Here is a 16,161-nt window from a genome sequence, read left to right as displayed (position 1 = left end):
CTAGTTCAGGCTTTTAAGCTTTTAAGCTTTTAAGCTTTTAAGCTTTTAAGCTTTTAAGCTTTTAAAGTACCTTAAACCACTATTAGTGCGTAATGGAAACCGCAGTTAAATCTTTATGCTTGTGGTACATCGCGTGTTTGAATATCAGATTCGCACTCACGGTATCCATTCCTGCGACTTCTACATAAGCGCCCTTTTTACGGAACTTAAATACGACCTTATCAAGCGCCTCAACTGAAGTGTTATCTAGGAAAGACGCATCCGAAATATCGATGGTCACTAAAGAGGTCGCATTGTCATAATCAAATAGATCGACAAACGCATCTGAAGAAGCAAAGAAGACATGGCCTTTTACTCGGTGGGTAGTGTGCATTTCGTTAGTCACGACTTCATCGGATATAAACACCATGGATTTGCTGGCATGCGCATAAAACAGAGCCGATAACACCACGCCAACCGCAACACCTATTGCGAGATTGTGAGTAAACACCACCACCGCCACGGTTGCTAACATGGTTACATTGGTTGGGAGTGTGTGGTCTTTAAGCTCAACAACAGAGCGCCATGAAAACGTGCCGATTGAAACCATGATCATCACAGACACTAAAGCGGCCATCGGTATCAGCTTCAACCAATCAGAAACAAACACCACCATTAGCAGTAAAACAACCCCGGCGATCAGGCTGGATAATCGGGTTAAGCCGCCAGATTTGATGTTAATGATCGACTGGCCAATCATCGCACACCCCGCCATACCACCAAATAGTGAAGCCACGATGTTCGCTACGCCCTGCCCTTTGCATTCATTGTTCTTATTACTTTCAGTATCGGTCAGGTCATCCACTATCGTCGCCGTCATCAATGATTCCAATAAGCCAACAAGAGATAGAGCAATAGAATATGGAAGGATGGTTGTCAGCGTATCAAACGTGAATGGAATATTAGGGATCAAGAATACAGGCAGTGAATCCGGAAGCTTGCCCATATCTCCAATCGTTCTGACATCTAAACCAAATAACAAACTGATAATAGTCAGGGCAACAATCGCGACTAATGGAGAAGGTATCGCACGACCAAACTTGGGAAAATAAGGAAGCAGATAAATGATCGCCAAACCCAAAGCGACTAACACATAAACGCTCGAAGGGACGTTGATCAACTCAGGGAGCTGAGCCATAAATATAAGAATAGCGAGCGCGTTAACAAACCCAGTAATCACCGATTTGGAAACGAAATTCATCAGATTACCAAGCTTGAGGTATCCGGCCGCGATTTGAATGACGCCAGCAAGAAATGACGCTGCGAGTAGATACTCTAGCCCGTGTTCTCTCACTAAGGTAACCATCAACAGCGCCCGTTGCCCCAGAGATCATCCCCGGACGACTGCCAACCAAAGCGGTTACAACACAGATACAGAAAGAAGCATACAGCCCTACTTTAGGGTCGACGCCTGCGATAATTGAAAATGCGATGGCTTCAGGGATTAATGCGAGTGCAACCACAATCCCAGATAATGAATCTCCTTTAACGTTTGATAACCAGTGTTTTTTTAAATAATTAAGCATGTAATTCTCTTTTACTTGTACAGCCAGTCCTGCCTTGTTCAGACATAATTTGATCGACTGTTTTTCTTGAATGAGCGAGCGCTCGAAAAGTGCGGGTGTAGAGAGAATGCAGGGGTTAAGGCGGCGTAATTAACACGTGAATATTAAACTCCTCTAGTGGGTGATTGTTTATTAGATGGACTCGCACTTGTGCTTTGTGTTTGTCACTTAAGTTTCGGACAAGGTAGTGTAAGTATTGCACTAGGTAACCTAGGTATTACACAAGACAACTAAGCTATTACACGAGGTAATATAGCTATTGCACAAGGAAACCTAGGTATTACACAGATAGCTCGGGTAACGCACAAGCTTGAATGGCTGCCAATATAAAGTGAGCGCTACTTTAATCACACGTCCAATCTTGCAAACAAAGGTTTCGAATATTAACGCTTCTTAATCCGGCCAAAAACCGCTAGCGGTCTCGATTTCAGCCAGCTCTATGTTGTAACCAACGTCAGTTCACGTCGTTTCAATCACTCTGCTCACATCGATTTACAAGGTATTGAAGAATACTTAACCATTAGCGCTAGCGCACCTCCCTAGCACTCAAACAAATACCAAACAGAAAGCCAAATCGAACAAAAAACACACCCTCAAACCTATTTATCGTCAGTAGACACAATATTTCTTTCACCAAGCAAGAATAAAGGTTGAAGCTGTCGGTATGACAGGTAATATGTTCAATCGATTTAAAAAGTTTATACAACTCAATGTTTCGGCTAATTATTGTGCAAATATATGTTCATTTGCCTCAATGCCAGAGACTTTGAGTTGAATTTGTCCCTCAATGGAGAATGAAATCAACATGACTTACGCGCCTGTAACAGACGTACTTGGCGGCAAGCTAGCGGTAGACAGTGAAGTAACTGTTCGCGGCTGGATCCGTTCACGTCGTGATTCCAAAGCTGGAATCTCTTTCCTTGCCATTTATGACGGCTCTTGTTTCGACCCGATTCAGGCCGTGGTTCCTAATAATCTTAATAATTACGAAGACGAAGTATTAAAGCTAACAACTGGCTGCTCTGTTGAAGTAACGGGTAAGATTGTTGAGTCTCCTGCGAAAGGCCAAGACTTCGAACTAGCAGCAACTGACGTTAAAGTTGTAGGCTGGGTTGAAGACGCTGACACTTACCCAATGGCTAAGACACGTCACTCTATCGAATACCTTCGTGAAGTTGCTCACCTACGCCCACGTACAAACGTGATCGGCGCAGTAGCACGTGTACGTAACTGTCTATCTCAAGCGATTCACCGTTTCTACCACGAGCAAGGTTTCTTCTGGACTTCAGCTCCGCTTATCACTGCATCTGATGCAGAAGGCGCTGGTGAAATGTTCCGCGTATCGACGCTAGACATGGAAAACCTACCTCGCACTGACGAAGGCAAAGTTGACTTCAACGAAGATTTCTTCGGTAAAGAAACTTTCCTAACAGTATCTGGCCAACTTAATGCTGAAGCTTACGCTTGTGCACTAAGCAAAGTTTACACGTTCGGTCCTACGTTCCGTGCTGAAAACTCAAACACAAGCCGCCACCTAGCTGAATTCTGGATGGTTGAGCCTGAAGTTGCGTTTGCAGACCTTGACGATGTAGCGAAACTGGCTGAAGACATGCTTAAGTACGTTTTCGCTGCTGTTCTTGAAGAACGCCGCGACGACCTTGAGTTCTTCGCTTCTCGCATCGACAAAGAAGCAATCACTCGTCTAGAGCAATTCGTAGACGCTGATTTCGCACAAGTTGACTACACTGACGCAATCCAAATCCTACTAGATTCTGGTAAGAAATTTGAATTCGACGTTGAGTGGGGCATCGACATGTCTTCTGAGCATGAGCGTTACCTAGCTGAAGAGCACTTCAAAGCACCTGTTATCGTTAAGAACTACCCGAAAGACATCAAAGCTTTCTACATGCGCTTAAACGACGACGGCAAGACAGTTGCAGCAATGGACGTACTTGCACCAGGCATCGGTGAAATCATCGGTGGTGCACAACGTGAAGAGCGTCTAGATATTCTAGACGAGCGCATGATTGGTATGGGTATCGACCCTGAGCACATGAGCTGGTACCGCGACCTACGTAAATACGGCACAGTGCCTCACGCTGGCTTCGGTCTTGGCTTTGAGCGTCTAGTGTCTTACGTAACAGGTATGGGCAACGTTCGTGACGTTATCCCGTTCCCACGTACACCACGCTCTGCTAACTTCTAATCTCAGCTTTCTTCTTTCAGAGAAGTCAGTATAGATAGATAATTAAATAGATAAAAACCTCCGTATATACGGAGGTTTTTTTATACGCACTTATTTATAAGGGTATGTTCATAAGCCCCTATTGCTAAGCGCCTACTGATAAAAGATTAACAGCTCAGTCTACTCGACAGTTCGAACCAAAAAGTGATCTAAAAGTATCTTCTCGCCCGTCGGTTCTAACGGCTTAAATTCAATCACCATCTGATCACCCTTTTGCTCAAAAGCATTCACTTTAAAGAATAAGCTCTCCTTATCCGCCTTAATGTTATGAGCAACCTGACGACCATTTACAAACACATCAAAAGCGGGCGCTTTTGGGTTTGCAGGAATGACAGTTTCAAAAGTGTACGTTTCACCTTCTTGCGCATAAGCGGTGTTGTAAATGCCGCCATCCTTCGTCCAATAAGTACCATTAAAGTCCATGCTTCCAGCTTTCCAGTAGCTGTAAAAGGCGTGAAGATCTTCGATACTATTCTGGGTCGATGGCGTCCATCGTACGTCACCAAGATTTACTGGCTTCGTGTAACTAAACCCATGCTCCCTCATATCCTTGTTTAAGGAATCTAATCTCCCCAAAACATCATCAAAGGTATCTTGCCAACCAAGCTCGCCATAATATTGAAGGCCTATCTCCCCAATAATGTAAAACTCGTCGTCTCGTTCAATCGTAATGCCTGAACCTGAGTCTCCATGGATGATCAACCACTGCAAATCACTTTGAGGCATGATCACCGGGTTATATTTATATTCAGCTAACCATTTCTTATCTGTGTCATTGTACTTAACAAATTTCTTCCCGCCATTACGGCCGTTATAGTTACCAAAGCCAACGCTATTTACTTCATAAAACTCTGAATGATCGAACATCCCTTTCTCTGGTAACTTCGCAGGCTTAATACCGGTTATTGGCGTGTCTAAACGCACCAGAGCGAAATCATAAATGCCATCGGTAAATTCATACTCCCCCCACTCACCATCAGGGTCAGTTGTCGCACGTGATGTATGAATAACGTTGAACTTACCGTTCTCATCTTTTTCATAAGAAGAACAAGTGACTGCATTTTCATACCCTTCACTTTTAGAGCCTGATACGTGATTTGCCGTTATCACCCAGTAAGGGTCAATTAAGGTCGCGGAACCCGCATTCATATGACAGGCAAAATCGAACTGAGTTTGTAGTGCGAACGTTTTGTGTTGAGTGACCGAACGATCCATTTTCCCGAGACCTGAGTGAGCAGAAAAAGTCGCTACAATAGCTGATGCTAGAATGATTCTTTTCATGTTACTCAACCTCTCTCAACTGGATAGCCTCAATAGCGTGATAGCCTTGTCTCGATTCAAAATCAAACTGCCTATATTGGCGTGAATATGAGATTTCTACGATGTCATCTGGCGATTGAGACTCGAAAACAATCGTATTTTTGACACTGGTCATGTGAAATGAAATGTCATTTTTAATTGTGATGCATTGCTTGTTAATACATGCCGTCACATCAGCAGAAGACAGCCAATTATGTGTATAAAGCTCTACAGAAAATCGCCCTTCTTTACTCGGCTGAACGTCAAAAGAGAAACCACTAGAACCAACAAGCAAACCTGAAAAAGCCAGCTCTTGGTTATAATCCGTAGAGTCGCCGTCTTGCCAGTAGTAACGATTGCCAACTGCATTTTTAGTCTCTGAATTAGCAACTTGTTTTAAATCACCAATAACCTTCACATCACCAATTAAGGCACTGTTGGGTTTATCTTTTCTTTGATGCTCTCCATAAAGAAAAGCCCAATCTAAGCCGTTTAAGTCAACCTCTCTTGCGTAACGATACTTTCCCTCATCAAGCTCATAGCCGATAAATTCACTGGTAATAGACAGTCTATTAGTACCAACTTCCGAAAAATTACTTAGTCGATTCAAATCAACATGGAGTTCGCTTGCTGAAGCATTGGTGGCTAACAAAGCCAATATGCACAGGTTTGTTTTTGTATATTTCATATCTCATAATCCCGCATCTCAATTAGTCATAACCAATTGTAATAAATGGGAAATTTAAACCTGTAAGGTACTGTAAGCCTTTACTCTGGTCACTTTTATCGCATAGCGACCAATAATTGGCGTGAATATATAACGGCGAAAGGTAGGCTCTGGTTATTTCCTAGCACAACCAATAAGCCAAGTTTTTGACTAAAGGTGATGCATATTCCAAATAATCACCATTTCTCGCTTACACAGACTTACAAAGCCTGTGGCATTAAAGTATGAGATAGCCTTCAGAGCTCAGGTTTAATGCCATCATTCAAAAGTTCAGGTCATTTAAAACGAAAAAGCCCTGCCAAATTCTGGCAGGGCTTAAAATAATTCGACTGGATAATCGGCTTAATCGACATCTTGGTCGATAGCGTATTTTATCGCGAGACCGCAGATTGCCATCATAACGAACGGGATAGCCGCTGTTGTATATTCAGCCCAAACCATATCAGCGAAGGCTTTTGCCAGCAATACGTGGCCGAGAATAAGCAGAAGCGCACACACAATCGCGACGATAATCAGCTTAACTTCATTTCCCATAGTCATTTTCAACATAACGGTATCTCCAATATTTGGTCTAACTGTATTGAATCACAACTCTTTGTTGTACAAGGCGTACAGTTGCACCAGAAACAATCCGTACAGTTGAAATCATGGTCTGTTTTATGAGTGACTTAAGATTTTACGAATGCGTAAGTTGATGTGCCAGTTTGCCAAGCAAGATTAGTGCTTGTTCTTTCTCTTCTGTGAGTTCATAAGAGAAGTTCAATCTGATCGCGTTATCTACTCTGCCCTGCTCACTAAACAGATCGCCTGAAGCGACGCTGATCCCCTGAGCAATCGCTAGTTGGTAAAATTGTTGACTGTCGAATTTGGCGGAAAGGCGAATCCATATGAAGTAGCCACCAGCCGGTTCTTCAATCTCGACGGAATGCGGGAAGTACTGCTTGATGACCTCAATGAATCGTTCTTTTCTCACTAGAAGATTTTTACGTAATTTACGAAGGTGATTGTCGTAGCTTTCATGTGTTAAGAAGTGTGCGACGCCAAGTTGCACAGGCGCACTACTCGACAGTGTAGAAAGAAGCTGCAGCTTTTGAATGGCATCATTGAAACGCGCGCTCACAACCCAGCCGACCCGATAACCCGGACACAGACTTTTTGAGTACGAACCACAAAGCAGAACAGAATCGGTCTTATCGAAGGCTTTTAGTGGCTTGGGTTTATGCCCTTCGAAGTAGAGGTCACCATATACGTCATCTTCAATAATGTAGGTTTCGTGTTGTTCTGCAATCTGAACTACACGGCGCTTCGCTTCTTCAGACAAACTTGTCCCTGTCGGGTTTTGAAACGTCGTCATCAGCCAACACGCTTTTACATCTTGGTTTTGTAGTACGCTTTCAAACTGCTCAATGTTCAATCCATTGATTGGACAAACATCCACTTCGATAGGATTGAGTCCTAATCTTTCTACGGCCTGTAAAGCACCATAGAAAGCGGGAGATTCAATCACAACATTATCACCCGACTTAGTAACCGTTTGCAGGCTTAAGTTAAGCGCTTCCATTGCGCCAGAGGTAATCACGATATCTTGATGGTTAACCGTAATGCCTTGTTGCAGGTAACGCTGCGCGATTTGTCTTCTTAAGGACTCACTGCCCGGTGGCAGATTATTGATCACACTAGCACCTGTCATCTTTCTACCAGCACTGGCAAGGTTTCGAGTCAAGGTAGGTAATGGGAAAAGGTCAGGATCGGGGAATGCTGAGCCAAAAGGAATCACACCCTCTGCTGAACTCGATTTCAAAAAGTCGAATAAGCGATCATTAATGGCTTTCTTTTTGTGTACTAACGGCAGTTCATAATCAACGCCGTCCACACGTGGTGCAACAAAGTAGCCCGACTGAGGCTTAGCGATGATCCACCCTTCGCTTTCTAACAATTGGTAGGCTTGTAAGACAGTACTATTGCTGACGTTGTAATTTCGACAACTCATGCGTACCGAAGGGATCTTCTCTCCGGATCGCCAAGTGTTATTAGCGATCTGAGTTCGAATATCCTTTGCAAGCTCTTCATAACGCGCCATCTAATTGTACTACCTAGATAAATTCTAATAAGCCGGGGATTTTATCACTAACGTTAACAACTATTGCCGCTATCCATATGATTGGACCTAATTTCTATAATAGTGTGAATTGGTTCACAGATAACTTTGTATGCTTTGCTAAGTTTGTAACCAAGGCGGGAGCCAAGTTCGTTCTACGCCTCTATAATTTGATGTAACCCAAAAAACATGCGAGATAACAATGAAAAAAATAGAAGCAGACCAATTAAGTTATAAAGGAGAGTCAAACGGTGTTCATAGTTGGACAACACCGAGTGGCCAGCCATATTACTGGCACCCAGATTGGCTACATATCGCTGAAGATGCAACAGGCTCACATCCAAAGCAGAAGATCGACGTCGATCAAGACCAAGCACCAACTGAGAAACACGCGGTGTCTGCTATTCTGAAACACCTTAACCAATGGGCATCAGACAAACTAGCGTCTCACCCTGAGATTGAAACAGGTTCTATCGAAGCTGAAATCAACCTGAAAAAGTAATTGTTTTAAAGTAGATAGCGAACTCAATCACTCGCGATTCCACTCAAGTATACCGACTGAATAGCCTCTAATCTCAACGAGGCTATTCAATTATCTTCATAGTAATGCTGCAATAACCCCCACCTAGCTAACAAATCACTAACACAAACCAGTTTCTTGTATCATTCAACGAAAGCTATCGATAGAATTTCCGGTCTTATTCACGTCAGCTATGCTAACCATACAAATTTCCAATATCGTGAATCAATGTGAAAATCGTAAATCAATGTGAAAATCGCGTATTCGTAAACTTAGGATTAGTTACGAAACCCTAAGATGAAAATCAACAAAGGCTTATCGATGGATACTTCAAATTACAATCAATCGCTAACGACTAAATTATATGTCATCGCTGGCGTGCTGTTTGGTACCTACGGCAGTCGGGTGTGCCCAATGCTCGAAAGCTTAACGACGTTAGAGATTTTCACACAAGTCAGTATTGTGTTTGTCTTATTATGGCTCGCGCGTCGTTACTTATTAGCGCAACACTCCTTAGTCAAACAAGGTCGATTCGCGCAGCTCGATACCCTGTTATTTTTTGCTGCAAGTGTGCCTTTCGCGCTCTACTACAACTTAAGCTATGAATTCACCATAGACAGTAATTTGAAAGTACTGTTTGGCATGAGCCTATTCGGCTTCTTTACCGGTACCATTCTTCAATTAAGCGCCCAACTCAACCAAATGGATAAAATGGAGGCGACTGGGCAATTTGACTTCCAACTGATTGGCGAAAGGAGTTCGCTGGTTAAGCAAATGATTGGTTTGGTTATCGTGCTTCTGGTAACACTAACCACCATGCTAACTATGATCGCCGTCAAAGACATCTTTTGGCTAGAACATAACCCTGACCGCTTATTAGATGGAACAGGCAAGATCAGCGTGATCAAAGAGTTCATTTATTTGGCAGTGGTGCTGGGTGGCTACGCAATCATCATCATGACACTTTGGAGCAAACTGATTAAACGCATTTTGCTTAGCCAAGAGTGTGCATTGAGCAAGGTCACCAATGGCGAACAAGGCGTTCGTTTACCTATTTTCGGTTACAACGAGCTTGGCTCAATGGCATCAATGACCAACACCATGCTTGATAGCCTCGAAACGGCACAAAACGAAGTCAAAACTACCCGTGACGTTGCGATCGTAAGTTTGTCTGCGTTGGCAGAATCTCGAGACAATGAAACCGGTGCTCACATTCTGAGAACCCAAGAATACGTAAAGGTACTCGCACAAGAGCTCAGTAAGTCGGAAATCCACGCAAACTTGTTAACACCAAACTACATAGAGCTGCTTTACAAATCTGCCCCACTTCATGACGTAGGCAAAGTAGGCGTTCCTGATAACGTGTTATTAAAGCCGGGCAAATTAACTGACGAAGAGTTTGAGATAATGAAAGGTCACCCCGCAATTGGTGCTGAAGCGTTATCTATTGCAGAAAAGCAGTTAGGAAGCAGCTCTTTCCTGAGAGTCGCGAAAGAGATATCTCTGACCCACCACGAAAAATGGAACGGCAGCGGTTATCCAAATCAGCTGTCTGGTGAGGACATTCCATTATCCGGTCGCTTGATGGCATTAGCCGATGTTTATGACGCGTTAATATCAAAACGAGTCTACAAGCCAGCCTTTACTCATGAACAAGCTAAGCAGATTATCTTGGAGGGCAATGGGACGCATTTTGATCCGCAAGTTGTCCAAGCTTTTCTGGCTGTCGAACAAGAGTTTGTTTCGATTGCCGCGACCTACAAAGATGGCAAAAATGTACCAAGTGAACTCGAGCGTGAAAGCTTTATTGCTCAACCAGCCTAATCTATATAAAAACCACTAACTTCTTGCACCCTATAGGTTAATCCGTAGGGTGTTTTGTTATCAAATACCCTCTTTAGTCAATAAATCTGATTGAAATGGATTTTTTTTGGCCTTTCTGTTCACTTCGTATTGTCTTAAAAATTCCATACAGGTATAACTACCCATAGATACTATCCCCTCTCAATTGACATGGATGAAGATTATGTTTGAAAAAGTGTTAGCTGCTCCCGCCGATCCTATCCTCGGCCTTACTGAAGAGTTTAAAAAAGACTCTCGTGCAGAGAAAATCAACCTTGGTGTTGGCATCTACAAAAATGAAGCTGGCCAAACGCCTGTACTTAAAACAGTAAAGAAAGCAGAAGCTGCACTTCTTGAAAGCGAAAAAACCAAATCTTACCTGACAATTGAAGGTACAGCTGAGTACGGCCTAGCGGTTCAGAAGCTTCTTTTCGGTTCAGACGCAGAGATCGTAACGTCTCAACGCGCGAAAACTGCACAAGCTCCTGGTGGTACTGGTGCACTTCGCGTTGCTGGCGAATTCATCAAGCGCCAACTAGGCGATGCTAAAATCTGGATCAGTAACCCAACTTGGGCAAACCACAACGGCGTTTTCGCTGCTGCGGGTATCGAGACAGCTCAATACAGCTACTACAACGCTGAAACAAAAGACAAAGACTTCGCAGGCATGGTTGCTGACCTAGAGAAAGCTTCTGAAGGCGATATCGTTCTTCTTCACGGCTGCTGTCACAACCCAACAGGTATCGACCCAACAACTGACGAGTGGGAAGTGCTGGCTAAACTGGTTGCTGAGAAGAAACTGCTTCCTTTATTCGATTTTGCTTACCAAGGTTTTGCAAAAGGCGTTGAAGAAGATGCAGCTGGTCTACGTATTTTTGCTCAATACAATAAAGAGATCCTTGTTGCTAGCTCATTCTCTAAGAACTTCGGCTTGTACAACGAGCGTGTGGGCGCATTCACTCTAGTTGCAGAATCTGCAGACGTCGCAACGACAGCGTTCTCTCAAGTTAAGAGCATCATCCGCTCTATCTACTCTAACCCACCAGCGCACGGTAGTGCTGTAGTAACTCACATCCTTGGTGATGCTGATCTACGTGCTGAATGGGAAGCGGAAGTGGCAGAAATGCGTGACCGTATCCAAGAGATGCGTGAGCTATTCGTAACAACACTGAAATCTGAAGGTGTTGATGCAGACTTCACATTCATCGAGCGCCAAAACGGCATGTTCTCTTTCTCTGGCCTAAGCAAAGAGCAAGTAACTCGCCTGAAAGACGAATTCGCTATCTACATTGTTGGTTCTGGCCGTATCAGTGTTGCTGGCATGACTAAGTCAAACATGGGTCCTCTATGTAAAGGTCTTGCTGCGGTTCTTTAATCGAAAAGCGAAACCTGTATCTGTCGACCTATAGATAGACAAAAGCCAGCGATTAAGCTGGCTTTTTTGTGTCTGTCTCTTTGTATATAAGAGCTATGTATATAAGAGCTATTAAGGCACTTAGCCTTTTCGTTACTAACACTTAGTCTCTGCGTAATAACGCTTAGCCTCTGCGTTGCTGGTTAATACTCTAGGAAAAATTCCACACCTAGCTCATTCGTCCTCTCGCTTCCACCTTTACTACCCTCACCATCTCTGTGTTGATAAGAGCCACCAATCGCAAACTTATTGGTCACGAGATAGCGCAAACCCACGTGGTAAATTTCTTCATCAAACAGGTCACTTAGGTTCACTTGCACACTGCCGTTAGCAATCCAACGTTTTGCAAAACCATAGTTGAGTTCGGCTTTTACACCTTGGACAAATTCAGTATCCGATTCGATGGTTTCGTTGCTGCCATTAAGCTCTACCTCACCTTTAGTAATGCCCAGCAAGTAAGAAGCGACAATATCCAAATCTTTCTTGATGCTGTAACGATACCCAGCCCCTGCCATTAAGGTATCAATTCGAGTGGTACTTTCATCTGGATGAATGAAGCGCGCACTATAGTCACCTAACAACAACCAATCATCGGTCATCGCGTAACTGACGCCTAATCCATACGACGAGGCATTGTTATTACTGCCCGCATCTTCATTTAAACTGCCCGAATGCGCGGTGGCATATATATGGTCATAATCAAGAATATCCACCGCGTTAGTGTCCGCCCACAAACTTGGAGAAAACATAAAAACCGCAGGTACCAAACTAAGCTTCCACTTCGACATTCCTATCATCCTTCCACTGTCACTCCATTAACTGAAAGATTAGTCTATCCATAAGACTTTAAAAAGGTTTTAGCTCACAGATTGATTTGTGCCGGAAAATTATTATCAAATGTTGTACCATGAAATCATACAAACCAATGGATGATCATTATGGATGCTGAGTTATTAGAGATTCAAAACTTTCTGGCACAATACCCCCCTTTCTCTGAACTTCCTGAAGAGATATTGGTGAAAGTGACCAGTAGTGTGGAAATTTCTTATTACCGCCAAGATACCCCTATCATTCACTTTGGTGATCAAATTCATGACCTCTATATCGTTCGAAGTGGCGAGGTTGAAGTCTATCGTCGTAAGGGCGAACTCTATAATCGCCTTGACGAAGGGCATGTGTTTGGACAAATGGGGTTGCTGACCAACAACAAAGTTCGCTTCCCAGTTAAAGCGACCGAAGATACCCTTCTCTATTGCATCCCTGAGCCGATTTTCCAAGAGCTCTACGACAACTATGATTCATTCGCCGACTTTGTCGAGGTAGAAGATAACGCGCGACTTCGCCAAGCAAACTCAGACAGCAACGACGCCAACGATTTATCGACATCTAAGGTCAAAACGCTATTGACCAGCGAAGCGCCGATGATCGAGAAAACGCGCACCATCCAACAAGCCGCAACCATGATGGCAGAAGACAATGTCTCTTCTCTACTGATCATCGACCCTGATATTGTTGAAGATGATGAAGACGATTCAACACCTGTTATCGGCATCATTACCGACCGAGACTTATGTACTCGCGTTCTAGCCGAAGGCCTTGACCCGTCGGATGAAGTATCCAGTGTGATGACACCAGAGGTTATCTCACTCGACCACAATGCCTATGTATATGAAGCAATGATGACCATGCTTCGCTACAACGTACACCACTTGCCAGTGCTTAAAGATAAGAAACCTATCGGTATTATCGAAGCGACCGATATTGTTCGCTACGAGTCTCAAAACTCGCTGTTATTGGTAAGCAGCATCTTCCAACAACAAAGCATTGAAGATCTCAAAGTACTTTCTGAACAAGTAAAAGACAGCTTTGTGCGCTTGGTTAACGAAGATGCCAACGCACACATGGTGGGTACCGCAATGTCGGTAATCGGCCGTAGCTTTAAGCAACGTATTATCGAGCTAGGCGAAGAGAAATTAGGTAAAGCGCCCATTCCTTATTGTTTCCTTGCACTCGGCTCGATGGGTCGTGATGAGCAGCTGCTCGTTACTGACCAAGATAATGCCATTATTCTTGATGACACCTACGACGAGAAAAAACACGGTAAATACTTTGAAGAGCTATCGACCTTCATTTGTGATGGCTTAGATCAGTGTGGCTATGTGTACTGTACCGGTGACATCATGGCCACTAATCCAACGTGGCGCATGACTCGTCGCCAATGGGAAGAGTGCTTTGCCGATTGGATTGATGATCCAAACCCGAAAGCGCTATTGAACGCTTCTATCTTCTTTGATTTAGACGGTGTCTACGGTCGCTTAAAATGGGCGGAACAACTGAACAGCTTTATTGTTCGCCGTGCACGTAAGAACAACCGTTTCTTAGCATGTCTTGCTCGTAATGCGCTTAACCGCACACCGCCACTCGGGTTCTTCAAAGATTTCGTTATGGAAAAAGATGGTCGTCACAACAACTCGATCAACCTTAAGCGTCGTGGTACCGCACCACTTGCCGATCTAATTCGTGTTCACTCGTTGGCGGTAGCCTCTCGTTCTAAGAACTCATTCGAACGTTTAGATGACATTATCGACGCAGGTATTCTGCCAAAAGGCCGAGCTCAAGATTTGAAAGATGCGATGGAGTTTATATCTCTGGTTCGTATTCGCCACCAAGCACACGATGTCGACAACAACATAGAACCGGATAACAACATTGAGCCAGAGAACCTATCTGACTTCGAGCGACGCAACTTAAAGGACGCATTCCAAATATTAAGTAATGCGCAGAACTTCCTTAAGTTCCGTTATCAAGCCAGCAATAAGTTTAAGTAGGGCCTATGAACAAACTATTCAGATCACCTGCGGTCGATTGGCCATTTAAGTTTGCTCAAAAGCTGGAACGAGCGAGAGACGAACGCTTAAAGCAATTTTATAGCCAACCTCTTCCTGCGCCTGATACGCCATTATCAGAAGTAACCTTCTTAGCTGTCGACTTTGAGACTACGGGTTTAAACCCAAACAAAGATGGCATCATTACCATTGGCCTGGTCCCGTTTACGCTAAATCGTATTTACTTACGACAAGCCAAACACTGGACACTGAGACCAAAGCAGAAATTAGAAGAAGACTCTGTGGTTATTCATGGTATCACTCACAACGACATCATTGACGCGCCAGACCTTAGCGAGGTGTTAGATGAGATATTAGAATCACTGGCGGGTCACATCCCAGTGGTTCATTACCGTCGTATCGAGCGTGATTTCTTGGATAACGCACTGAAAGTGAGATTAGGTGAAGGGATCGAATTTCCAGTCCTCGACACGCTCGATATTGAATCTCAAATCCAGAACAAACTGGCTGGCGGCCTATGGAATAAGCTCAAAGGCAAGAAGCCTGCGTCAGTGAGATTAGGGCAGAGCCGCCGTCGATATCACTTGCCTGACTACACGCCGCATCATGCATTAACGGATGCAATTGCAACCGCAGAGTTACTACAAGCGCAGATTGCACATCATTTTAGCCCTGACATGCCGGTTAAAGATTTCTGGTTATAGCTAGATTTAAATACTGTTTAAATCGTACGTGAAGCGACTAGCCGTTAGCCGTTTGACACCTTAATACTCATAACGCTCACATTATCTAAATAGTGAGCGTTTTGTTTTTGCGTATTAGGAAAAGCTTACTCCGCTGTCGGACCAACTAATCGCATTTCCCAATCTTCGACTTTGCCAGTTTCAAGGCGACGCTCTATGAGTGCTCCCCAAGATTCGACTAAAGGTAGCTCCGCCAGTTCTTTAAGCTCTTGTTTATCCAAACAACCTGTGAACACCGCTCCCATGATGCGAGTTAACGGCCATTCTGGATAAGGTCTTTCACATAGAATGATCTCATCTCCAGCACCGATATCCCCCTCTTCCAATACACGGAAATACCAGCCAGTTCTTAGCGTATCTTGCAGCCTTCTTGCCATATCATTTTGATCGAATCTCACGTTCAGCTTCCAGCACGGCATACGACCTTGCGAGACTTCCAACAATGTTGAACCAATACGAATCTTATCTTTCAAGCAAATGGAGTGCTCCGTGATGCCGCTTGAGCTTAGGTTCTCGCCAAATGCGCCTGCAGATTGAAAGATGATTTTGTCACCTAACTCTTCCTGCCAAACTGGGTAGTGCTCGCTTGGGTAGATATGAAGGGCTTTTTGAATACCACCGTGAAAGCGAGGGTCGCCTTGTTCGTCATTGGTAAAACCAAGTTCTGTGGCATGCTGACGCTCAGGTAAAACCTGCTTGTTGATGGCACTGTTTGCACCGTGTGCAAAGGCAACAGTTTTGCCTACCAATACGCTATTTACTAAGCCTAACTTCTTCATATCTCTTCCTTCTTACCTGAAACTTATTTGCTGTTTTATACGAG

Annotated in this window: 12 protein-coding genes and 1 pseudogene; 6 read left to right on the top strand and 7 right to left on the bottom strand. The window is 43.9% G+C overall.

Going from position 1 to position 16,161, the window contains the following annotated elements; translation table 11 throughout:
* Positions 1 to 82 precede the first annotated feature (82 nt).
* Positions 83 to 1,565 (bottom strand): annotated as a pseudogene (locus tag L3V36_RS01315) (SulP family inorganic anion transporter).
* Between the two features lie 844 nt (positions 1,566 to 2,409).
* On the opposite strand from L3V36_RS01315, the gene asnS reads away from it, so the two are divergent.
* Positions 2,410 to 3,810 (top strand): asparagine--tRNA ligase, encoded by a 1,401-nt coding sequence (gene asnS, locus L3V36_RS01310; protein ID WP_004734710.1) that lies wholly within the window; start codon positions 2,410 to 2,412, stop codon positions 3,808 to 3,810.
* 159 nt (positions 3,811 to 3,969) lie between these two features.
* Here the strand turns inward: asnS and L3V36_RS01305 are convergent, their stop codons facing one another.
* From L3V36_RS01305 to L3V36_RS01290, 4 genes are all read right to left on the bottom strand, one after another.
* On the bottom strand, positions 3,970 to 5,130 hold the full coding sequence (locus tag L3V36_RS01305) for a trypsin-like serine protease (protein WP_208774072.1): 1,161 nt from the start codon (positions 5,128 to 5,130) through the stop codon (positions 3,970 to 3,972).
* 1 nt (position 5,131) lies between these two features.
* Positions 5,132 to 5,809 carry a hypothetical protein gene (locus L3V36_RS01300; RefSeq protein ID WP_102511490.1) on the bottom strand — a complete coding sequence of 226 codons (678 nt, stop codon included), beginning with the start codon at positions 5,807 to 5,809 and terminating at the stop codon, positions 5,132 to 5,134.
* 408 nt (positions 5,810 to 6,217) lie between these two features.
* The gene (locus L3V36_RS01295) at positions 6,218 to 6,424 is read right to left on the bottom strand and encodes a hypothetical protein (protein WP_208774070.1); all 207 of its coding nucleotides are present in this window, start codon (positions 6,422 to 6,424) and stop codon (positions 6,218 to 6,220) included.
* Between the two features lie 127 nt (positions 6,425 to 6,551).
* Positions 6,552 to 7,955 carry a PLP-dependent aminotransferase family protein gene (locus L3V36_RS01290; RefSeq protein ID WP_208774068.1) on the bottom strand — a complete coding sequence of 468 codons (1,404 nt, stop codon included), beginning with the start codon at positions 7,953 to 7,955 and terminating at the stop codon, positions 6,552 to 6,554.
* Between the two features lie 220 nt (positions 7,956 to 8,175).
* Here L3V36_RS01290 and L3V36_RS01285 point away from each other — a divergent pair, with 220 nt between their 5' ends.
* The 3 genes from L3V36_RS01285 to L3V36_RS01275 all read left to right on the top strand — a co-directional run bounded on the left by L3V36_RS01285 (position 8,176) and on the right by L3V36_RS01275 (position 11,710).
* Complete coding sequence (locus L3V36_RS01285; protein ID WP_004734705.1) at positions 8,176 to 8,475, top strand: hypothetical protein; 300 nt, start codon at positions 8,176 to 8,178, stop codon at positions 8,473 to 8,475.
* Between the two features lie 315 nt (positions 8,476 to 8,790).
* Complete coding sequence (locus L3V36_RS01280) at positions 8,791 to 10,317, top strand: HD domain-containing phosphohydrolase (protein WP_102537017.1); 1,527 nt, start codon at positions 8,791 to 8,793, stop codon at positions 10,315 to 10,317.
* A gap of 202 nt (positions 10,318 to 10,519) precedes the next feature.
* On the top strand, positions 10,520 to 11,710 hold the full coding sequence (locus L3V36_RS01275) for an aromatic amino acid transaminase (RefSeq protein ID WP_017086475.1): 1,191 nt from the start codon (positions 10,520 to 10,522) through the stop codon (positions 11,708 to 11,710).
* A gap of 182 nt (positions 11,711 to 11,892) precedes the next feature.
* Here L3V36_RS01275 and L3V36_RS01270 read toward each other — a convergent pair whose 3' ends face one another.
* Complete coding sequence (locus tag L3V36_RS01270; RefSeq protein WP_102446897.1) at positions 11,893 to 12,537, bottom strand: outer membrane beta-barrel protein; 645 nt, start codon at positions 12,535 to 12,537, stop codon at positions 11,893 to 11,895.
* A gap of 150 nt (positions 12,538 to 12,687) precedes the next feature.
* Here L3V36_RS01270 and L3V36_RS01265 point away from each other — a divergent pair, with 150 nt between their 5' ends.
* Positions 12,688 to 14,577 (top strand): DUF294 nucleotidyltransferase-like domain-containing protein, encoded by a 1,890-nt coding sequence (locus L3V36_RS01265; protein ID WP_004734701.1) that lies wholly within the window; start codon positions 12,688 to 12,690, stop codon positions 14,575 to 14,577.
* 5 nt (positions 14,578 to 14,582) lie between these two features.
* Positions 14,583 to 15,299: a 3'-5' exonuclease gene (locus tag L3V36_RS01260; RefSeq protein ID WP_102446898.1), complete on the top strand. Its 717-nt coding sequence runs from the start codon at positions 14,583 to 14,585 to the stop codon at positions 15,297 to 15,299.
* Between the two features lie 125 nt (positions 15,300 to 15,424).
* On the opposite strand, the gene L3V36_RS01255 is transcribed toward L3V36_RS01260, so the two are convergent.
* On the bottom strand, positions 15,425 to 16,117 hold the full coding sequence (locus tag L3V36_RS01255; RefSeq protein WP_017094359.1) for an MOSC domain-containing protein: 693 nt from the start codon (positions 16,115 to 16,117) through the stop codon (positions 15,425 to 15,427).
* Positions 16,118 to 16,161: the final 44 nt, after the last annotated feature.

It is taken from the genome of Vibrio sp. G-C-1, assembly GCF_021728015.1.
Lineage (GTDB): Bacteria > Pseudomonadota > Gammaproteobacteria > Enterobacterales > Vibrionaceae > Vibrio > Vibrio splendidus.
This window is presented reverse-complemented; position numbering and strand designations above follow the sequence as displayed.

Excerpts from the sequence above, each read along its gene's own strand:
- asnS (WP_004734710.1), top strand. The coding sequence starts at position 2,410 with ATGACTTACGCGCCTGTAACAGACGTACTTGGCGGCAAGCTAGCGGTA.
- L3V36_RS01305 (WP_208774072.1), bottom strand. The coding sequence starts at position 5,130 with ATGAAAAGAATCATTCTAGCATCAGCTATTGTAGCGACTTTTTCTGCT.
- L3V36_RS01295 (WP_208774070.1), bottom strand. The coding sequence starts at position 6,424 with ATGTTGAAAATGACTATGGGAAATGAAGTTAAGCTGATTATCGTCGCG.
- L3V36_RS01290 (WP_208774068.1), bottom strand. The coding sequence starts at position 7,955 with ATGGCGCGTTATGAAGAGCTTGCAAAGGATATTCGAACTCAGATCGCT.
- L3V36_RS01285 (WP_004734705.1), top strand. The coding sequence starts at position 8,176 with ATGAAAAAAATAGAAGCAGACCAATTAAGTTATAAAGGAGAGTCAAAC.
- L3V36_RS01280 (WP_102537017.1), top strand. The coding sequence starts at position 8,791 with ATGAAAATCAACAAAGGCTTATCGATGGATACTTCAAATTACAATCAA.
- L3V36_RS01275 (WP_017086475.1), top strand. The coding sequence starts at position 10,520 with ATGTTTGAAAAAGTGTTAGCTGCTCCCGCCGATCCTATCCTCGGCCTT.
- L3V36_RS01270 (WP_102446897.1), bottom strand. The coding sequence starts at position 12,537 with ATGTCGAAGTGGAAGCTTAGTTTGGTACCTGCGGTTTTTATGTTTTCT.
- L3V36_RS01265 (WP_004734701.1), top strand. The coding sequence starts at position 12,688 with ATGGATGCTGAGTTATTAGAGATTCAAAACTTTCTGGCACAATACCCC.
- L3V36_RS01260 (WP_102446898.1), top strand. The coding sequence starts at position 14,583 with ATGAACAAACTATTCAGATCACCTGCGGTCGATTGGCCATTTAAGTTT.
- L3V36_RS01255 (WP_017094359.1), bottom strand. The coding sequence starts at position 16,117 with ATGAAGAAGTTAGGCTTAGTAAATAGCGTATTGGTAGGCAAAACTGTT.